Here is an 18,673-nt window from a genome sequence, read left to right on the forward strand (position 1 = left end):
ACATGACCCAGCAGACCTCCGAGGCCGTCCGGCCCCACGACTGGCCGGGACTCGTCGATCCCGTTCACGACAGCCAGCGGCTGTTTCGTCAGCTGCTCAGCGCCATGTCCGAGCCCGGCACTCTGACCGAGCTTGTCTTGCCGGAGCTGCCGGCCGGCGCGGCGATCTCGCCCGCCGCCTGGGGCGCGCTGCTGGCACTGTGCGACCTCGATACCCGGGTGTGGGTGGACCAGGAGCTGGCTGGCGCCAACCTTGCCGCCGCCCTGGCCTTCCACACCGGGGCGCGACTGACCGACGACCCGGCCCAGGCCGACTTCGCCCTGGTGACCCCCGACACCCTGTCCCGGGAGGACGGCTTCGCGCTGGGCTCGGACGCCTGGCCCGATCGCAGCACCACGCTGATCGTGACGGTCGAGGCACTTGCGCAGGGCGAGGACTGGTGGTTATCCGGTCCCGGGGTACCCGGTCAGCGCGGCCTTGCGCTGGGTAACGCCGAGCGCGTGCTGCCGTTGATGCGTGTGCTCGCCGCCAATCGTGCCCACTTCCCCCGGGGGCTGGACGCCTTTATCAGCAGCGGGACGCGACTCACTGCCATCGCCCGCAGCACCCGTCTGTCGGGAGCTGGCTTGTCCGGAGCTGGATTGGCGGAAACAGACGACGCCGAACATCAAGAGGAGACCGCCTGATGTATGTCGCCGTGAAAGGAGGCGAGAAGGCCATCGCCAATGCCCATCGCTGGATGGCCGATCGTCGTCGTGGAGAGCGCGACCAGCGCGAACTCGAGGTGTCCCAGGTCCAGCAACAGCTGGGGCTGGCGGTGGACAGGGTGATGGCCGAGGCCTCGCTGTACGATCCCGAGCTCGCCGCCCTGGCGCTCAAGCAGGCCAGCGGCGACACCGTCGAGGCGGTGTTTCTGCTGCGCGCCTATCGCACCACCTTGCCGAGGCTGGCCGAGACCCTGCCGGTGGATACCGGCGCCATGTGCATAGAGCGTCGCATCAGCGCCACCTTCAAGGACGTGCCCGGCGGCCAGGTGCTGGGCCCGACCTACGACTACACCCACCGGCTGCTCGACTTCATGCTGCTGGCCGGCGAGGAGGTCGAGAACGCCACACCGGCGCCGCCGCGTGCCGAGGAAGGTCTCGAGGCCTGCCCCCAGATCCTCGACTGTCTCAACCATGAAGGCCTGATCGAGCGGGAAGAGGACGATGGCAGCGAGCCCTACGACATCACCCGCGATCCCCCCGACTTTCCGGTGGATCGCGCCACCCGGCTGCAGATGCTGGCGCGTGGCGACGAGGGCTACCTGCTGGCGCTGGGCTATTCGACCCAGCGGGGCTACGGGCGCAACCACCCCTTCGCCGGCGAGATCCGCCAGGGTGCGGTGGAGGTCGAGATCGAGGTCGAGGGCTTCGACGGACCGGTGTGCGTCGGCGAGATCGCCATGAGCGAGTGCCAGATGATCAACCAGTTCGCCGGCAGCGGTGACACCGCCCCCCAGTTCACCCGGGGCTACGGCCTGGCCTTCGGCCGCAACGAGCGCAAGACCATGGCCATGGCGCTGGTCGACCGCGCCCTGCGCGCCGATGAGCTTGGCGAGCCGATCCAGAGCCCGGCCCAGCAGGCCGAGTTCGTGCTGGCCCACGCCGACAGCGTCGAGGCCTCGGGCTTCGTCTCGCACCTGAAGCTGCCGCACTACGTCGACTTCCAGTCGGAGCTTGAGCTGATTCGCCGCCTGCGTCGTGAGCACGCCGAGCGTACCGCCGCCACGGCCGAGGCCGTGTCCGACACCCAAGCCGCCAGCGCACGTCCTGCACCAGGCGATGGCGACAAGGCCGATCCCGAAAAAGCCCAGACCGCGAACGCCCAGGCCAAGAACGTCCAGGAGAACGTCCGATGAACACCGCCATCGACAGCGGCTACAACTTCGCCTACCTGGACGAGCAGACCAAGCGCATGATCCGTCGCGCCCTGCTCAAGGCGGTGGCGATCCCCGGCTACCAGGTGCCCTTCGGCGGGCGCGAGATGCCGATGCCCTACGGCTGGGGCACCGGTGGCATGCAGCTGACCGCCAGCGTGCTGGGCGCCGACGACACCCTCAAGGTGATCGACCAGGGCGCCGACGACACCACCAACGCGGTCAGCATCCGCGCCTTCTTCGAGCGCGTCGCCGGGGTCGAGACCACCACCGCCACGGCAGAGGCCAGCGTGATCCAGACCCGTCACCGGATTCCCGAGAAGACCCTGCGCGCCGACCAGATCCTGATCTTCCAGGTGCCGATCCCCGAGCCGCTGCGCTTTATCGAGCCCAGCGAGGAGGAGACCCGGGTCATGCACGCCCTCGAGGAGTACGGGGTGATGCACGTCAAGCTCTACGAGGACATCGCCCACCACGGCCATATCGCCACTACCTACGCCTACCCGGTGAAGGTCGACGGACGCTACGTGATGGACCCCTCGCCGATTCCCAAGTTCGACAACCCCAAGCTGCACATGAGCGAGGCGCTGATGCTGTTCGGCGCCGGCCGCGAGAAGCGCCTCTACGCGATTCCGCCACACACCCGGGTGGAGAGCCTCGACTTCGAGGACCACCCCTTCGAGATCCAGGCCTGGGACGAGCCCTGCGCCATCTGCGGGGCCACCGACAGCTACCTGGACGAGGTCATCATCGATGATCAGGGCGCACGCATGTTCGTGTGCTCGGATACCGACTACTGCAACTCCCGCAGCGAGGAGAAGGCATGAAGCGCCCACAGCTTGAACGTCCCGCCCTGCTCGAGGCCCGCGCCATCCAGCGCCTGTACGGCCCCGGCAAGGGCTGCGAGGAGATCGATTTCACCCTGCACCAGGGCGAGGTGCTGGGCATCGTCGGCGAGTCCGGCTCGGGCAAGTCGACCCTGTTGCGGGTGCTCTCCGGGCTCGAGGCGCCGGATCGCGGTCAGGTGGTCTATCACGCCGGGGAAGCCGGCTCGGTCGGCGGCTCCCCCGGCAAGGACGAGGCGCTCGACCTCTACGCCATCAGCGAGGCACGCCGCCGCGCCCTGCTGCGCATGGAGTGGGGCCTGGTCCATCAGAACCCCCGGGACGGCCTGCGCCTGGGCGTCTCCGCCGGGGCCAACGTCGGTGAACGACTGATGGCGCTGGGCCAGCGTCACTATGGCGAACTGCGCGCCGCCGGACAGGACTGGATGGGCCGGGTCGAGCTCGACCCCGCGCGCATCGACGACGCGCCCCAGACCTTTTCCGGTGGCATGCAGCAGCGCCTGCAGATCGCCCGCACCCTGGTGACCCAGCCGAGGCTGGTGTTCATGGACGAGCCCACCGGCGGCCTCGACGTCTCGGTCCAGGCGCGGCTTCTGGACATGCTGCGCACCCTGACCCGGGAGCTCGGCCTGTCGGTGATCCTGGTCACCCACGACCTGGCGGTGGCCAGGCTGCTGGCCCACCGCCTGATGGTGATGCGCCGGGGCAGGGTGGTGGAGGCCGGGCTGACCGATCAGATCCTCGACGATCCACAGCATCCCTACACCCAGCTGCTGGTGTCCTCGGTGCTGACGCCATGAATTCGCTTGCTCAGGAGTCCAAGATGACGTCCCCCTTTCTTACCGCCCGGCGGCTCGACAAGACCTTCGTGCTGCACGCCCAGGGCGGCCAGGCGCTGCCGGTGATGCGCGGTCTCGATCTGTCCCTGTCGCCGGGCGAGTGCCTGGTGCTGGCCGGGCGCAGCGGCATCGGCAAGAGCACCCTGTTGAAGATGGTCAACGGCAATTACCGGGTCAGCGGCGGGCAGCTGACGCTGCACTTCGAAGATGGCGAGCTGGAGCTGTCGGCGCTGCCGGCCCATGCCTGGCACCTGCTGCGGCGCGACGTGATCGGTTACGTCAGCCAGTTTCTGCGGGTGGTGCCCCGGGTCTCGGCCCGGGAGGTGGTGATGGAGCCGCTGCTGGCCCGGGGCTGTGACGTGTCCGAGGCCCGCGCCCGTGCCGAGGCCCTGCTGGCGCGGCTCAACCTGCCCGAGCGGCTGTGGGAGCTGGCGCCAGGCACCTTCTCCGGCGGTGAGCAGCAGCGGGTCAATATCGCCCGTGGCTTTATCGCCGAACACCCGCTGTTGCTGCTCGACGAGCCCACGGCGTCGCTGGACGCCGCCAACCGCGAGGTGGTGGTGCAGTTGATCGAGGAGGCCAAGGCCCGTGGCACCGCCATGCTCGGCATCTTCCACGACGAGGAGGTGCGCGAGCGGGTCGCCGATCGCCTGCTTGAGCTGGAAGGGCATATGCTGCTTGGTGGCACCGACGCTGACCGCACCGCGTCAGACCATACCTCATTTCGTCAGACCGACTCCGGGGAGTCCCTTTCATGAACCAGGATCAGATTCTGACCAACGCCAGGCTGGTGCTCGACGACGAGGTGGTGCACGGCAGCCTGGTGATCAAGGACGGCGTGATCAAGGCGCTGGAACGTGGCCCGGTGTCGCTCCCGGGGGTGACCGACTGCCAGGGCGATATCCTGATGCCCGGCATGATCGAGCTGCACACCGACAATATGGAAAAGTACTTCCAGCCAAGGCCCAAGGTGTCCTGGCCGGGCCGCCAGGCGGCGCTGGCCCACGACGCCCAGATGGCCGCCAGCGGCATCACCACGGTGTTCGACGCAGTGTCGATCGGTGACGTCGACGAGCAGAGCATGCGCCACGGGGCCCTCGACGAGATGGTCTCCTCGCTGGCTGCGATCAACGACAACGGCATGGCCCGGGTCGACCACCGTCTGCACCTGCGCTGCGAGGTGTGCCACCCGGATACTCTGGCGCGTTTCAAGAGCTTCATGGACTCGCCGCTGCTGGGGCTGGTGTCGCTGATGGATCACTCGCCGGGCCAGCGCCAGTTCGCCAGCCTTGACGCCTACCGGGTCTACTACCAGGGCAAGTACGGCCTGGACGATGCCAGCCTCGAGGCCTTTATCGAGAAGCAGCTGGCCAACAGCGCCGCCTATTCCAGCGCCCACCGTCGCGCCATCGCCGAGCTGTGCAGCGAGCGCGGCCTGGCCCTGGCCAGCCATGACGACGCCACCGTCGCCCACGTGGCGGAAAGCCTCGAGTACGGCACCCGGGTAGCGGAGTTCCCCACCACCCGGGAGGCCGCCGAGGCCTCCCATCGTCACGGCATGGCGGTGATGATGGGCGCCCCCAACGTGGTCCGCGGCGGCTCCCACTCCGGCAATATCGCCGCGGCCGAGCTGGTGCGCCTGGGCGTGCTCGACATCCTGTCCTCCGACTACTACCCGGCGGCGCTGCTCGATGCGGTATTTCGTATCGCCGCCATGGAGGACGGCTACGACCTGCCCCGCGCGGTGGCCACGGCCTCGCGTAGGCCGGCCGAGGCCGTGGGCCTGGACGATCGCGGGCGTATCGCTCAGGGGCTGCGCGCCGATCTGGTGCGGGTGCGCGAGGTCGACGGCCATCCGCTGGTCCAGCGCGTGTGGTGCGCGGGCAGGCAGGTGCACTGATGCTGGTCTACCTGATCGGCGCCAGCGGCGTGGGCAAGGACAGCCTGCTCGACGCCGTGCGAAAGCGGCGCCCGGACCTGCTGGTGGCGCACCGCTACATCACCCGGCCAAGCGGCGTCGGCGAGGACTCGGTGGCGCTGTCGCCGGCCGAGTTCGAGGCCCGGCGGGCACGCGGCCTGTTCTGCCTTGACTGGGTCGCCCACGGGCTTCACTACGGCGTTGGCATCGAGGTGGAGGCCTGGCTCGCGGCCGGGGCCACGGTGCTGCTCAACGGCAGTCGTCGCGAGCTCGCGGCCGCCCGCGCGCGCTTCGGCGAGCGCCTCACGCCGGTGGTGGTGACCGCCCCGCCCGGGGTGCTGCGTGAGCGGCTCGCCAGGCGCGGGCGCGAGAGCGTCGATCAGATCGAGGCGCGCCTTGCGCGCCACGCCGAGGTGGAGGCCGAACTCGAGCGCTGCCATCCGGCACTGGATCGCGTCGACAACGGTGGCAGCCTGGACGAGAGCGTCCGGGCGCTGGAGGCGATCATCGCCTCCCGCCACTGACGGAGCCGGCGTCGAGCCTGTCGGCGCCGGCCTTGTGTCGATCGCCGACTACAGCGGCAGTGCGTACCACCTCACCAGCGCAAGCGGCTTGTGCCCCTTGCTTCAGCTCGGAGACTTCCATGGAGTTTCGCTTCAACGGCACCGGAGACAGCGCCCAGGTGCCTCGCTTCGGCTGCGACTGTCGCGCCTGCACTCGGGCCAGGGTGTTCACCAGCCATCAGCGTGGCCCCTGCTGCGCCGAGCTGAGCGTGGACGGCCGGCGCTACCTGCTCGACGCCGGGCGCATGGACCTGGCCCATAGCTGCGAGCTGGAGCGTCCCGCCGCCTTCTTCGTCACCCACTACCACGCCGACCATGTGCAGGGGCTGTTTCACCTGCGCTGGGGGACCGGCACGTCGATCCCGGTCTACGGCCCCAAGGACCCCAACGGCTGCGCCGATCTCTATCGCAACAGCGGCATCCTCGACTTTCAGCCGGGGCTCAAGCCGTTCAAGCCGCTGGACTTCGACGGGCTGACGGTGACCCCGGTGCCGCTCAATCACAGCAAGCCGACCCTCGGTTACTGCCTGGATGATGGCGGCACCCGCCTGGCCTACCTGACCGACACCCAGGGCTTGCCCGGCGCCACCGAGCGCTTTCTGCGCCAGTGGGACGCCGACGTCGTCGTGCTCGACGCCTGCCACCCGGCCAGCCAGCTCGAGACGCGCAACCACAACAGCATCACCCAGGCGCTGGAGATCATCACCCGGCTCGACCCGCCCCGGGCCTATCTCACCCACATCAGCCATGAACTGGACGCCGAGCGTCTGGACCAGCCGACCCCCTTGCCGCCCAAGGTGCGCATCGCCCGGGATGGCGAGACGTTGGAGGACTGGGATCGCCTGGACGCCGTCTGCTAGGGCTTGCAGGAAAAGTGTCTGCGCTCGGTAATACGGCATTAAAAATCGGCTGGTGCGACAGTCCGGTCAAAGTGCTCATTTACGCCTCGTAAACTGCGCTGTCTCACCGATTTTTGCCTTGTCTAACCATCGCTCGCCGGCTTTTCGTACTAAGCCCAGGCAAGGCGTTGCTCCAGTTGCGGCCTTGGCTTCCTTCATGCTGACTTATCTGCGAGAGCACCCCTGATCATGTCCGATATCCCCACGCCGTCTGTGTCTGACGGCTCCTTATCTTGTGACTCGCCCAGTGGCTCACCCAGAGACTCATCCAGCGCGCTGGCCCAGCCGACGTCCCCGCGTCTTTCCGAGCGGCCCAACGTCGCTACCGACGCTCGCCTGCACCACAGTGAGCTTGGGCGCTTCACCGAGGTCGGCAGTCGCTGCGTTTTCAACCATGTCAGTCTCGGCGACTACAGCTATATCGAGCGTGACGGCGACGTCATGTTCGCTACCATCGGCAAGTTCACCTCCATCGCCGCCAGCGTGCGCATCAACCCGAGCAACCACCCTTGGTGGCGGCCGACCCTGCACCACTTCAGCTATCGCCCCGGCAAGTTCGGCTTCAGCGACGAGGCCCTCGACGGCGAAGTATTCGCCTGGCGCGAGGCCGACCGGGTGGTTATCGGCCACGACGTCTGGATCGGCCACGGCGCCATCGTGCTGCCCGGCGTGACCATCGGTCACGGCGCCATCGTCGGCGCCGGCAGCGTGGTGACCAGAGACGTGCCGGCCTACCACATCGTGGTGGGCAACCCCGCCCGGGTGCTCAGGCCACGCTTCGACGACCCCACCATCGCCGAGCGCCTCGAGCGCCTGGCCTGGTGGGACTGGCCGGACGAGCGTATCAAGGCCCATCTGAAGGGCTTTCAAGGCAACGTCGAGGACTTTCTGGCCGAGGCGGAGCGGGGGACATCCAGGTAGGGACAAGAGGGGCAGGCGGTGTGGGGGAGGCTTCATGACCCCTAGTCGGTTGGACATTGACGTTATAGGGCGCCGACATACGCCAGCGACTTTGCTGAATTGAAACGATTGATGACGCTTTGATGGCAGCGTTGTGAATCGCCGCCTAGCTTTCCTGAATCGTCGGGGGGAGCGCTCGAGCAGTGGCCAGGGCTCGCAGATTCTCTCCGGCTCTGTCGGCGACCGACCCTGCTCAGGAGTGCCCCTTTTGATCCACCGCCTCTTTTCCCCAGTGCAGCGCCCCCCGACCCTGACGGAGGCGCTGGTATCGCTGATCGCCCTGGTGGTCGGCATCGGCGTATCCATCGTCGTCTACGGGCTCGATCCGCAGATTCCCATGTTGCTGGGGGTGATCGTGGCAAGTCTGGTGGCGCTGCGCTGCGGCTACCGCTGGGACGATATCCAGGAAGGCATGGTGCGAGGCATCCACAACGCCCTGCCGGCGCTGATCATCCTGATGGTGGTGGGGGTACTGATCGGGGTGTGGATTCAGGCCGGGGTGGTGCCGACGCTGATTTCCTATGGCCTCAAGCTGCTGTCGCCGACGATCTTCCTGCCGGCGGCGGTGGTCATCTGCGCCATCTCGTCGCTGGCGACCGGGTCGAGCTGGGGCACCTCCGGCACCCTGGGGGTGGCGCTGATGGGGATCGGCGGCTCGCTGGGGATTCCGCTGCCGCTGGTGGCCGGGGCGGTGCTGTCCGGGGCCTACTTCGGCGACAAGATGTCGCCTCTGTCGGATACCACCAACCTGGCACCGGCCATGGCCGGTACCGACCTGTTCACCCATATCAAGCACATGTCCTACACCACCGGGGTCAGCATTGGCCTGACCCTGGTGATCGAGATGGCGCTGAGTCTTTACTACTCGGGCACGTCCGGCGGGCTCGAGCGGGTCGAGGTGATGCAGCAGACCCTGGCGGCGCACTACGTCATCAACCCGGTGCTGCTGCTGCCGCCCTTGCTGGTGCTGTTCGTATCCTACAAGCGGCTGCCGGCGATACCCGGCATCACCCTGGGGGTCATCGCCGGTGGTCTCTGTGCGCTGGGCATGCAGGGGGCCGACTACGCTGAACTGATGCAGGTGGCCTTTGGTGGCGTGACCTCCGATACCGGTGTCGAGGCGGTGGACAGCCTGCTTAGTCGCGGCGGCCTGAACTCGATGTTCTACACCATCAGCCTGGTCATCGTGGCGATGATGTTCGGTGGGGTCATGGAGCGTACCCAGCAGCTCAGGACCATCGCCGAGACTATTCTGAAGGCGGCAAGGACCCGGGGCTCGCTGATCCTGTCCACGGTGCTGACGTCGATCGGCGCCAATGTGGTGCTGTGCGATCAGTACATGGCTATCGTCATGGGCGCACGCACCTACGCCGAGGCCTACCGAGAGCGGGGACTGGCGCCGGAGAACCTGTCCCGGGCGGTGGAGGATTCGGCCACCGTCACCGCCAATCTGGTGCCCTGGAACTCTGGCGGCGCCTACCAGGCGGCGACGCTGGGGGTCGCGACGATTGCCTATCTGCCGTTCAACTTCTTCTGCTGGCTGTCGCCGCTGGTCACCGTGCTCTACGGCTACACCGGCTGGACGATCAAGCCGCTGGCAGCACCCGAGGACGACGCCACGCCAGCGGTACCAGGCGCCAAGGAGTGAAGACAGCGCCAAGGGAGCGGTAGCGCGGCCGCCCGGCGAGAGGGGAGGCGGGACGGGGTTATCCAGTGACCGCCTCCATTGCCGCCGGTACGTCAAGGATCAGTGGCTGATCATCCAGGGGCGCGCAGACGGAAAGGTCTTGTGACCGTCGGCGGTGTAGAACAGCCTGGGCTTGTCTCGCGGTCGATGCCGGCAGCCGCCGTCCTGCTCGCTTGCGTGGTTGCCGTGGCGTGGCTCATGGGCCGCGCGTTCATTTCTGTCCATGGCCTGACGACGCTCCGGCGCCATGTCGAGCAGCCCCGGTGACACCAGCAACACCCTTGGTGCCAGGTCGCCGCACTCTGGGCAGGGCTGGGTATCGCCGCTGGCATCCATCGCGACCAGTTCATGAAACAGACCGTGCGCAGGGCACTTGTAGTCGTAGACGGGCATCTGTCAGCTCCTCCTCAATGGTCCTTGTCCGATGTCTGGTCCGAGGCCTTGTCGGGCGCCAGCGGCAGGTCCTTGCCGTCGACCTGCTTCGTCGGGCCATCGGCACCGGGCTTGATGTCGAAGTCGAAGATATCGGTGGGTAGCCAGAGCGTGGCGCAGGCGTTGGGCACGTCCACCACGCCGCTGATGTGGCCCTGGGCCGGCGCGCAGCCGAGCAACGAATAGGCCTGGGAGCGGCTGTAGCCGAACTTGGTCAGGTATTCGATTGCGTTGAGGCAGGCCTGACGGTAGGCGATGTGAACGTCGAGGTAGTGCTGCTTGCCCTGCTCGTCGACGGAGATTCCCTCGAAGATCAGGTAGTCGTCGTAGCGCGGAGCGATCTTCGACGGCTTGAAGATGGGGTTCCTGATGCCGTACTTGGCCATGCCGTCCTTGATCAGCTTGACCCTCAGGTGAATCCAGCCGGCCATCTCGATGGCGCCGCAGAAGGTGATTTCTCCATCACCCTGGCTGAAGTGCAGGTCGCCCACCGACAGTCCCGCATCCTTGACGTAGACCGGGAAGTACACCGTCGAGCCGCGAGACAGGTCCTTGATATCGCAGTTGCCGCCGTGCTCGCGTGGTGGCACCGTGCGGGCACCCTCGGCGGCGGCGCGGTCGCGGGCATCACCGTTTAGCTTTCCCATATGGGCGGTGTCGGCGTAGGGCAGGTTGACCAGGCCCGGCACACGGTCAGGGTCGCTGTCGTAGAGCGTCTTTTCGCGTCGGTTCCACTCCTCGAGCAGGGACCGGGACGGCAGGGTGCCGATCAGGCCGGGATGGATGAGTCCGGCGAACTCGACGCCAGGAATGTGGCGAGAAGAGGTCATCATGCCGTTGAAGTCCCAGATCGACTTCTGGGCCTGGGGGAAGTGCTCGGTCAGGAAACCGCCGCCGTTCTGCTTGGAGAAGAAGCCGTTGAAGCCCCACTGGCTGTCGCCAAAGGCACCGATGTCGAGGATGTCGACCACCAGCAGGTCGCCGGGCTCGGCCCCTTCGACGCCCACCGGACCCGACAGAAAGTGCACCTGGGAAAGGTCCACGTCGCGCACGTCCTCGGCGCTGTCGTCGTTGTGGATCTGGCCTCCGGTCCAGTCGTGACACTCGATGATGAAGTCGTCGCCAGGCTTGACCATGGCGGCCATGGGGATGTCCGGATGCCAGCGGTTGTGCACCTGGGCGTTGTCGTAGGGGGATTGGTGCAGATCGATCTTGATAAGAGTATCGGCCATGATGCGCGTGCTCCCGTGAAGACGATAAACGAGTGACCCCGTGGTCGACCCGTGACTTCACTATCGGAAACATTTGCTCGACTCACCATGAGGTGGGCCAGGTGATGCCTGGATTGTCACGTCTGTGGCTTCGGGAGGTATGCCGGAAAGCGATCCCACAGCTCGATCTGCGCCTTGGGCATGGCAGGCTGGAGACGAATGGCACCGAACTGGCAGGGCAGGTCGCGTCAAGGCGACACAGGTCAGGAGCTACACCGGAAAGTCGTGCTGGCTGCCATCCGCCAGCTCGATGGTCAGGCTGACCTTTCCACCGATGGCTTCGACATAGCGCTTGATGGAGCTCAAACGCACGTCCTGGCCGCCTTTTTCCAGTCCTGCGATGGTGGGTTGCTTGACGCCCAGCGCATCCGCCATCTCGCGCTGGGTCATCTCCGCCAGTTTGCGAATGTCAGCGATCCTGAGCTCGAGCAGCATGGCGTCGGCTTTCTTCCTGGCTCTTTCGACGAGCGCTGGATCTTCGCGGGAGATCAGCGTCTCCAAATCTGTGGCCATGGGGTTGCCTCATTTCAGTGAGTTCAGATGGGCTGTGTATTCGCGGTCCGCTATCGCGATCATTTCAGCGTAAAAGCGCTTGTTGCCGCTCTTGTCACCCGCGCACAGCAGAATACCTGTCCGCTGAGGATCGAAAGCGAAAAAGGCGCGTAGCGGTTTTCCCTGGCTCTGAATTCTCAGTTCCTTCATGTTGCGGTGGATTGAGCCACTGACGGTATCGGCGTATGGCCGAGTGAGAGCCGGTCCTCTTTCCTGCAGCACCAGAATGGCCGCCAGGACGTTCTCCCTATCGGCCTTTCCCAAGGAGAAGTACCACCTCTCGAAGATTTCTGTCTGCGCTATCCGCCACATGGTGGCCCTTCTCCAAATATAGCTCAATGGCTATATAGGCTAAAGCCTATTTTTTTGTAAGCTCAGATGCATCGGTCATGACGTGCGAGCCCCATGAAGACGATAAACGAGCGGTCCCGTAGTCGACCCGTGGCTTTACTATCGGAAACGATCGCCCCGTGGGCTACAAGACAGGCCATTTGCGCCTAGATTGTCAGACCCTGTGCCAAGACACCTGACGCAAGAAGCGAAAAAAGGCGCCACCTGCGGTAGTAACCTCAGGTGGCGCCTTTGGTCAGGTCTGATCGACGATCAACCCATCAAGAGATCAGCGATGGCAGCGTCGGTCTGCCGGTCTACTGGTCCCACTTCGGTGCGAAATCGGGGCTGGCGACACGCTCGCCCCTATCCAGCTTGGCGATGGCGTCCATGTCCTCCTGGGACAGCTCGAGCTTCAGCGCCTCGAGATTGCTCTTGAGGTTCTGCTCCTTGGTCGAGGAGGGGAAGGTCGGGATACCGAGCTGGTTGAGCCAGGCGATGGCGACCTGGGCCGGATTGGCGCCATGCTTCTCGGCGATGGCCTTGAGCGTCTCGTCCTCGAGCACCTTGCCCACGGCCAGCGGCATGAAGGCGGTGGGGATGATGCCGTGGCGTTCGCAGTGGGCGATCAGTTCGCGGTTCTGCAGGAAGGGGTGGACCTCGATCTGGTTGGTCAGGATCTCTCCCTTGCCGAGGATATCCACCGCCTGATCGATGTGCGCCTTGGTGAAGTTGGACACCCCAATGTGGCGCGCCTTGCCGGCGTCCTTCACTTCCTTGAGGGCGGTCAGGTAGTCGCGCATGGGGACTTCATCGTCCGGCGACGGCCAGTGGATCAGCAGCAGGTCGACGTAGCCGGTGCCCAGCTTGGACAGGCTCTCCTCGACGCTTGCCTTGAGTGATACCGGATCCAGACGATCCCACCACACCTTGGTGGTCAGGAAGATCTCGTCGCGGGGGACCGAACTCGCTTCGATGGCGGAGCCGACCTCGGCTTCGTTGCCGTAGAACTGGGCGGTATCGATATGCCGATAGCCAAGCTTCAGCGCGGTGGTGACCGCGTGACGCAGGGTGTCGCCCGTCAGGCGAAAGGTACCGAGACCGGGGTTGGGGATAGGCTGAGACATCTTGGCTCCATTGTCGTGGCGAGGCCCGCACAGCGGGACCCTGGATTCCTTTGTCACCGGCAGGCCGGTGTTTTGCCGATACGTGCTTCGATGTGTCGTTAATGACATGCGGGGAGACCCTTGCGACTTCAAGGGGTCGTCAAAAAAATTTAGCAGGCGAAGCAATGATGCGACAGCCACGAGGCTCTCCCGTTCGCTCGGTGGCTGTCGCGTGACGCGGGTCGCGGGTCGCGGGCTTCAGGCGCTGGCCAGGCGAGCGGCGCGACGCTGATCGAGCCTGCCGGACAGTCGGGTCAGCACCAGCGCCGCCAGCACGATGATGGCGCCGATCCAGGCGGTGTCGGTCAGCGCGAGGTGCGTGACCACCTGGCCTCCGACCACCGAGCCCAGCGCGATGCCGATATTGAAGGCAGCGATATTGAGCCCTGAGGCCACGTCCACCGCTTCGGGTACATAGCGCTCGGCCAGCTTGACCACGTAGACCTGCAGGCCCGGCACGTTACCGAAGGCGAAGGCGCCCCACACCAGAATCGTCAGCACCGCGGCGACCGGGTGGACGGCGCTGACGCTGAGCACCAGCAGGATGGCGACGAGTCCGGTGAAGATCAGGGTCAGGGCGGGGATGGGGCCGAGACGGTCGGCCAGCCTGCCGCCATAAAGGTTGCCGATGGCCACCGAGGCGCCGTAGACCAGCATGATCAGGCTGACCATGGACGGCGCGAAGCCGGTGGTCTGCTCGAGGATCGGGGCGAGGAAGGTGAAGGCGGTGAAGGTGCCGCCGTAGCCCAGGATGGTGATGGCGTAGACCAGCAGCAGTCGCGGATGGGTCAGTACCTTGAGTTGCTGGCCCAGCGTCGCCGGAGCCGAGCGCTTGAGGTTGGCAGGAATCAGCAGGGCGCTGCCGATCAGGGCGAGCGGGCCAAGCGCCGAGACCACCAGGAAGGTCGCGCGCCAGCCGAAGGTCTGGCCGATCCAGGTGCCCAGCGGCACGCCGGTGACCAGCGCCACGGTCAGGCCGGTGAACATGATGGCGATGGCGCTGGCTTCCTTGTCCTTGGCGACCAGGCTGGTGGCAATGGTGGAGCCGATCGAGAAGAACACGCCGTGGGCGAGGCCGGTCAGTATGCGGGCGGTGATCAGTGAACCATACCCGGGGGCCTGCCAGGCCAGTAGATTGCCGGCGATGAACAGCGTCATCAGGCCGAGCAGGACCCACTTGCGATTGAAGCGGCCGGTCAGGGCGGTCAGTACCGGTGCCCCTACCGCGACACCGGCAGCGTAGAGGCTGACCAGCAGTCCCGCAGAGGGCAGGCTGACGCCCAGGTCCTGGGCGATGGTGGGCACCAGTCCGACGATGACGAACTCGGTGGTACCGATGGCGAAGGCGCTGAGGGTCAGCGCAAATAGCGCGATGGGCATCTGTTTCTCCTGTAGAGATGGCGTCGTCTCGGGAGACGACTTGACGACGCGGAGTCTGGGGGAGGAGACTTTTGCGATAAACGCGTCTAATCGAGAAACACCTTTGTCGCTATCGAGACAATTGCGCGCTAAACAGAAACGAGATAAACAGAAACGAACTGAACAGTGCCGAACCGAACAGGAACCGCAACGATGAAGACCCGCTCAGAAGATCTGGAACTGCTGCTGGCGGTGGTCGATAGCGGCGGCTTCAGCGCCGCGGCGTCGCGTCTGGACGTCCCGGTGGCGCGGGTCTCCCGGGCGGTGCAGCGCCTGGAACAGCGCCTCGAGGTCCCGCTTTTAAACCGCACCACGCGAAGCGTCGCCCTGACCGATGAAGGCTGTCGCTTTATCGAGCAGGTGCGCGTCGGGCTCGAGCGCTTGATCGCCGCCGAAGAGTCGCTGGCGCTGGGACGCGGCGAGCCCCGCGGGCGCCTGCGGGTGGATGCCGCCAGCCCCTTCGTGCTGCACCAGCTGGTACCTCTGGTGGGAGAATTTCGTCGTCGCTATCCCGGTATCGAGCTGGAGCTCTCCGCCAGCGACGGCATCATCAATCTGCTTGAGCAGCGTGCTGACGTGGCCATTCGCATCGGTGCCCTGGCGGACTCCACTCTGCATGCCCGGTTGCTGGGGCGCTCGCGGCTGTACCTGGTGGCGAGCCCCGCCTATCTCGAGCGGGCCGGACGGCCAGCCTCGGTGGCGGAGCTGGCCGATCATCAGCTGATTGGCTTTCTCGCCCCGACAGCGCTTAATCGCTGGCCGGTGGAGGGCCTGGATGAGGAGATCACGCCCACGCTTGCGACTTCCAGCGGCGAGGTGATGCGAAACCTGTGCCTGGCCGGGGAGGGCGTCGCCTGCCATTCGAACTTTATGGTGGGCGATGATATCGCCAGCGGACGCCTTGAGGTCATCCTGCCTGACGCCATGCGCCACGGAGGTCCCCGGGAACTGGTGCAGGCGGTGTACTACCGCAATACCGCCCTGTCTGCCCGCATTCAGGCGTTTCTTGATGTCATCCAGCCCAGGCTGCGGCTGTAGTAAGGGAGCGTCGGAGCTGACTTCGTCCAGGCTTGAGATACCGCAAGGTGTTTCAGAGTAGTCCTGGCTGCACGAACGGACTTAGCGTAGAAAGAAGGTGGGGTGGATGTCTTCTAAGGGGGGAAGGGATGCCTGTTAATTTCGACAGTTTGGAGAAGGGCGAACGCTATGAGCGCCCACAACTTGCCGAGCATTGGGGATTTAAGAGCTTCCAAGCAATATCTCGAGGCGTAGTAACGCCCAAGGAAAGCAAGTTTATCGTGCTTTTCGTCACCAAGGAAAAACAAAGCGCACTCACCCAGTACCATGACCATATTGAAGGCAGTAGGCTCTACTGGGAAGGCGAGCGTAAGCACGGGTCCGACAGTCGTATCGTTAGCGCACACAGCAATGGCGATGAGATCCATCTGTTCTATCGTGATATTCACCACTCGCCGTTCGAGTACTTTGGCGAAATTTTTCTTGAAGAATTTGAGCTTCTCGAAGACTCCCCAAGTCGCTTTGTTTTCACCTTGCACGATACCGTCGAGCAAAACCCTTTCATTGATGTGGAGGCCCATAGTGAAGAACTTGAAGGCTTAGAAAGCACTGAGCGCCAAGCCATCGTTTCTAGCCGAGTGGGTCAAGGCGCTTTTCGCGCAGGAGTCATTTCACTATGGCGAGGCTGCGCAGTCACCGGTGTTAAGAAATGCGATTTTCTCAGGGCATCACATATCAAGCCATGGCGGGATAGCTCTAATACTGAACGTCTTGATCCCATGAATGGGCTGCTCCTTACTCCTACATTGGATCACCTGTTTGATGCGGGTTTCATCTCTTTCGATGATGGTGGCCAGGTGTTGATTAGTTCGGAATTGAGTGAGGATGACGCTCGATTGTTGCATGTGGATCGTGATATGAAGCTATCGAAGATTCCTGCAAGAGTGAGGCAGTATCTTCGCTATCACCGAGTTAAGGTGTTTTTCGGGGAGTAGAAAGCTCTCGTCTTCTTGAAGGGTCGGGGGCCTCCTTTATTCGGTGTGGGTGGTGTTGTAGGAAGGTGTTGACGCAGAGACTTGATTTGAAAAACCAAAGTCGACACCACCGCCCTGCTGGACTAATTCTTCTACCTCGCCTGCACCTCGGCAAACCGATGCCGAAAGCGCTGAACAAACTCCTCGGCCAGCCGCGACAGCGGCTGGTCCCGGGGTGTCAGTAGGTAGAAGGTCTCGGTCAGGGGCTCTTGCAGCGGTAGCGCAATGCTGTCGCTGCCGCCCATGGCGCGGGCGTTGAGGGCGTCGACGATGGCGATGCCTGCGCCCTGGCCAACCAGCCGGGTCGCCTGCAGCGCCAGCGACACCTCCAGCCGCGAGCGCGGCGTCACGCCTCGCTCGGCCAGGGCACGCTCCAGCGTCTGGCGGCTGGGGTCTCCCGGTTCATAGTGGATCAGCGTCTGGCCATCGAGATCCTCAAGGGCGATGCTTTCGTGCCTTGCCAGCGGATGATCCCGGGGCAGCAGGCAGACGCTATCGAGGGTGAAGGCTGACGCACCAAGGCGCTCGTCCTGGCCGCCCAGCAGGGAAAAACCGATCTCCGAGCGCTGGGTGACCACGTCTTCCACCACTTGCTCGGAGCGGAAGGTGGACAACCGCAGGTGCTGGTCCGGGTGATCCTTGGCCATCCCGGCGATGACGTCCGGGACAAAGGTCAGGCCGAGCAGCGGCATGGCGCTGATGCCGAGCCCGCCAAGCTCGCGCTGGCGAATCCGCCTGGCGCTGTCTCTGAGGTGCTCGAGTCCCTGCCACAGGCGCTGCTGTTCGCGATAGAACAGGCGCGCCTCCGGCGTCGGCACCAGACGTCCCTTGATCCGCGAGAACAGCGCAAAGCCGAGGTCGTGTTCGAGCTGCTTCAACAGCCGAGTGACGCCTGGCTGGGCGATGCGCATGCGGCTGGCGGCGGCGGTGACGCTGCCGCTGTCCATGGTGTGTTGAAAGGCCTGCAACTGGCGGTCACTGAGCCGGGGGCTGTCCATCGCTGTCCTCCATCGAAACCTCCACTGAACCCACCCATCAGCCCTGCATCCAGCCCTGCATCGAAAGGAGCCATAACATCAGGGCATGGGTTTGCCATTGATTGGTATTGGATCGTATGGGATGTGGGTTCTATCGTCGAGTCATCGGCAATCGACGGCTAGGGGTCCAAGGCTTCCATGGCACACGAGGTAATGATCATCGGCGGTGGTGTGGTCGGCATGGCGGTGGCCTACGGTCTTGCGCGCCGTGGCCGTCGCGTCTGCGTTCTCGATGAGCACGATACCGCCCTCAAGGCCTCCCGGGGCAACGCGGGCCTGGTCTGGGTCCAGGGCAAGGGCGCCGGCATGCCCGCCTATGCGGCGATGTCGCTGGCCTCGAGTCGAGCCTGGCCGAGATTTGCCGGCGAGCTTGGCGAGCGCACCGGGGTGGATCTGGAATTCGAGCAGCCCGGAGGCGTCGATCTGTGTCTTGACGACGACGAGGTGCGTAAGCGTTGCGCCGAGTACCAGGCACTGTACGACGCACCCTGGGCCCGAGAGGCCGGCGTGCGCTGGGAGTACCTGGAAGGCGAGCGGCTACAACGGCTGCTGCCGGGCCTTGGCGGCGACGTCCCGGGGGGCATCTGGACACCCCACGACGGCCACTGCAATCCGCTGTTTCTGCTGCGCGCACTCTACAGCGCCTGCCAGGCGCTTGGCGTGGACGTACGGCCTCATCATCCGGTCGCCTCGATCGACCCCGGTGAGGCGGGCTTTGTTGCCCACACCGCCCGTGGCGTCGTGTCTGCCGAACGGCTGGTACTGGCCTGCGGACTGGGGGCGGCG

Annotated in this window: 20 protein-coding genes; 13 read left to right on the top strand and 7 right to left on the bottom strand. The window is 65.1% G+C overall.

Going from position 1 to position 18,673, the window contains the following annotated elements; all coding sequences use genetic code 11:
* The first annotated feature begins 2 nt into the window (after positions 1–2).
* The 10 genes from phnH to nhaC all read left to right on the top strand — a co-directional run bounded on the left by phnH (position 3) and on the right by nhaC (position 9,590).
* Positions 3–686: a phosphonate C-P lyase system protein PhnH gene (gene phnH / locus RBB39_RS15840; protein WP_083970564.1), complete on the top strand. Its 684-nt coding sequence runs from the start codon at positions 3–5 to the stop codon at positions 684–686.
* Entirely contained in the window at positions 686–1,900 is a 1,215-nt protein-coding gene (locus RBB39_RS15845; RefSeq protein ID WP_083970562.1) for a carbon-phosphorus lyase complex subunit PhnI, read from the top strand. The genes phnH and RBB39_RS15845 overlap by 1 nt, the downstream gene beginning before the upstream one ends.
* Positions 1,897–2,745: an alpha-D-ribose 1-methylphosphonate 5-phosphate C-P-lyase PhnJ gene (locus RBB39_RS15850; protein ID WP_045994227.1), complete on the top strand. Its 849-nt coding sequence runs from the start codon at positions 1,897–1,899 to the stop codon at positions 2,743–2,745. The genes RBB39_RS15845 and RBB39_RS15850 overlap by 4 nt, the downstream gene beginning before the upstream one ends.
* Entirely contained in the window at positions 2,742–3,563 is an 822-nt protein-coding gene (phnK, locus tag RBB39_RS15855; protein ID WP_045994228.1) for a phosphonate C-P lyase system protein PhnK, read from the top strand. The genes RBB39_RS15850 and phnK overlap by 4 nt, the downstream gene beginning before the upstream one ends.
* 23 nt (positions 3,564–3,586) lie before the next feature.
* Complete coding sequence (gene phnL, locus RBB39_RS15860; RefSeq protein ID WP_083970563.1) at positions 3,587–4,360, top strand: phosphonate C-P lyase system protein PhnL; 774 nt, start codon at positions 3,587–3,589, stop codon at positions 4,358–4,360.
* Positions 4,357–5,502 carry an alpha-D-ribose 1-methylphosphonate 5-triphosphate diphosphatase gene (locus tag RBB39_RS15865; protein ID WP_045994229.1) on the top strand — a complete coding sequence of 382 codons (1,146 nt, stop codon included), beginning with the start codon at positions 4,357–4,359 and terminating at the stop codon, positions 5,500–5,502. The genes phnL and RBB39_RS15865 overlap by 4 nt, the downstream gene beginning before the upstream one ends.
* Positions 5,502–6,044, top strand: coding sequence for a ribose 1,5-bisphosphokinase (gene phnN, locus RBB39_RS15870; RefSeq protein WP_045994230.1), 543 nt, complete (start codon positions 5,502–5,504; stop codon positions 6,042–6,044). The genes RBB39_RS15865 and phnN overlap by 1 nt, the downstream gene beginning before the upstream one ends.
* 119 nt (positions 6,045–6,163) lie before the next feature.
* Entirely contained in the window at positions 6,164–6,943 is a 780-nt protein-coding gene (gene phnP / locus RBB39_RS15875; RefSeq protein ID WP_045994231.1) for a phosphonate metabolism protein PhnP, read from the top strand.
* 228 nt (positions 6,944–7,171) lie between these two features.
* Positions 7,172–7,903, top strand: a complete 732-nt coding sequence (locus tag RBB39_RS15880; RefSeq protein ID WP_083970507.1) for a DapH/DapD/GlmU-related protein — start codon at positions 7,172–7,174, stop codon at positions 7,901–7,903.
* A 247-nt stretch (positions 7,904–8,150) separates the two neighbouring features.
* Positions 8,151–9,590 carry a Na+/H+ antiporter NhaC gene (gene nhaC, locus RBB39_RS15885; RefSeq protein WP_204248967.1) on the top strand — a complete coding sequence of 480 codons (1,440 nt, stop codon included), beginning with the start codon at positions 8,151–8,153 and terminating at the stop codon, positions 9,588–9,590.
* Positions 9,591–9,689: 99 nt separating this feature from the next.
* On the opposite strand, the gene RBB39_RS15890 is transcribed toward nhaC, so the two are convergent.
* The 6 genes from RBB39_RS15890 to RBB39_RS15915 all read right to left on the bottom strand — a co-directional run bounded on the left by RBB39_RS15890 (position 9,690) and on the right by RBB39_RS15915 (position 14,760).
* The gene (locus tag RBB39_RS15890) at positions 9,690–10,022 is read right to left on the bottom strand and encodes a zinc ribbon domain-containing protein (protein ID WP_045993676.1); all 333 of its coding nucleotides are present in this window, start codon (positions 10,020–10,022) and stop codon (positions 9,690–9,692) included.
* A 14-nt stretch (positions 10,023–10,036) separates the two neighbouring features.
* A complete protein-coding gene (gene fmdA, locus RBB39_RS15895; RefSeq protein ID WP_045993675.1) occupies positions 10,037–11,293 on the bottom strand; it encodes a formamidase in 1,257 nt (418 codons plus the stop codon).
* Between the two features lie 249 nt (positions 11,294–11,542).
* Positions 11,543–11,845 carry a helix-turn-helix domain-containing protein gene (locus RBB39_RS15900; protein ID WP_045993674.1) on the bottom strand — a complete coding sequence of 101 codons (303 nt, stop codon included), beginning with the start codon at positions 11,843–11,845 and terminating at the stop codon, positions 11,543–11,545.
* A 9-nt stretch (positions 11,846–11,854) separates the two neighbouring features.
* Positions 11,855–12,196, bottom strand: coding sequence for a type II toxin-antitoxin system RelE/ParE family toxin (locus RBB39_RS15905; RefSeq protein ID WP_045993673.1), 342 nt, complete (start codon positions 12,194–12,196; stop codon positions 11,855–11,857).
* 335 nt (positions 12,197–12,531) lie between these two features.
* Positions 12,532–13,341, bottom strand: a complete 810-nt coding sequence (gene dkgB / locus RBB39_RS15910; RefSeq protein ID WP_045993672.1) for a 2,5-didehydrogluconate reductase DkgB — start codon at positions 13,339–13,341, stop codon at positions 12,532–12,534.
* Between the two features lie 237 nt (positions 13,342–13,578).
* Positions 13,579–14,760, bottom strand: coding sequence for an MFS transporter (locus tag RBB39_RS15915; protein ID WP_045993671.1), 1,182 nt, complete (start codon positions 14,758–14,760; stop codon positions 13,579–13,581).
* Between the two features lie 192 nt (positions 14,761–14,952).
* Between RBB39_RS15915 and RBB39_RS15920 the strand changes: the two genes are divergently transcribed.
* Both RBB39_RS15920 and RBB39_RS15925 read left to right on the top strand, forming a co-directional pair.
* Positions 14,953–15,837, top strand: a complete 885-nt coding sequence (locus RBB39_RS15920; protein ID WP_222569673.1) for a LysR family transcriptional regulator — start codon at positions 14,953–14,955, stop codon at positions 15,835–15,837.
* 128 nt (positions 15,838–15,965) lie between these two features.
* Complete coding sequence (locus tag RBB39_RS15925; RefSeq protein ID WP_222569672.1) at positions 15,966–16,811, top strand: HNH endonuclease; 846 nt, start codon at positions 15,966–15,968, stop codon at positions 16,809–16,811.
* 131 nt (positions 16,812–16,942) lie between these two features.
* Here the strand turns inward: RBB39_RS15925 and RBB39_RS15930 are convergent, their stop codons facing one another.
* Entirely contained in the window at positions 16,943–17,848 is a 906-nt protein-coding gene (locus RBB39_RS15930; RefSeq protein ID WP_253029479.1) for a LysR substrate-binding domain-containing protein, read from the bottom strand.
* A gap of 177 nt (positions 17,849–18,025) precedes the next feature.
* On the opposite strand from RBB39_RS15930, the gene RBB39_RS15935 reads away from it, so the two are divergent.
* Positions 18,026–18,673, top strand: a 648-nt coding sequence (locus RBB39_RS15935) for an FAD-binding oxidoreductase (protein ID WP_306169181.1), incomplete at its 3' end; no start/stop codon positions are given.

Source organism: Halomonas sp. MMSF_3323, assembly GCF_030733595.1.
GTDB lineage: Bacteria > Pseudomonadota > Gammaproteobacteria > Pseudomonadales > Halomonadaceae > Halomonas > Halomonas litopenaei.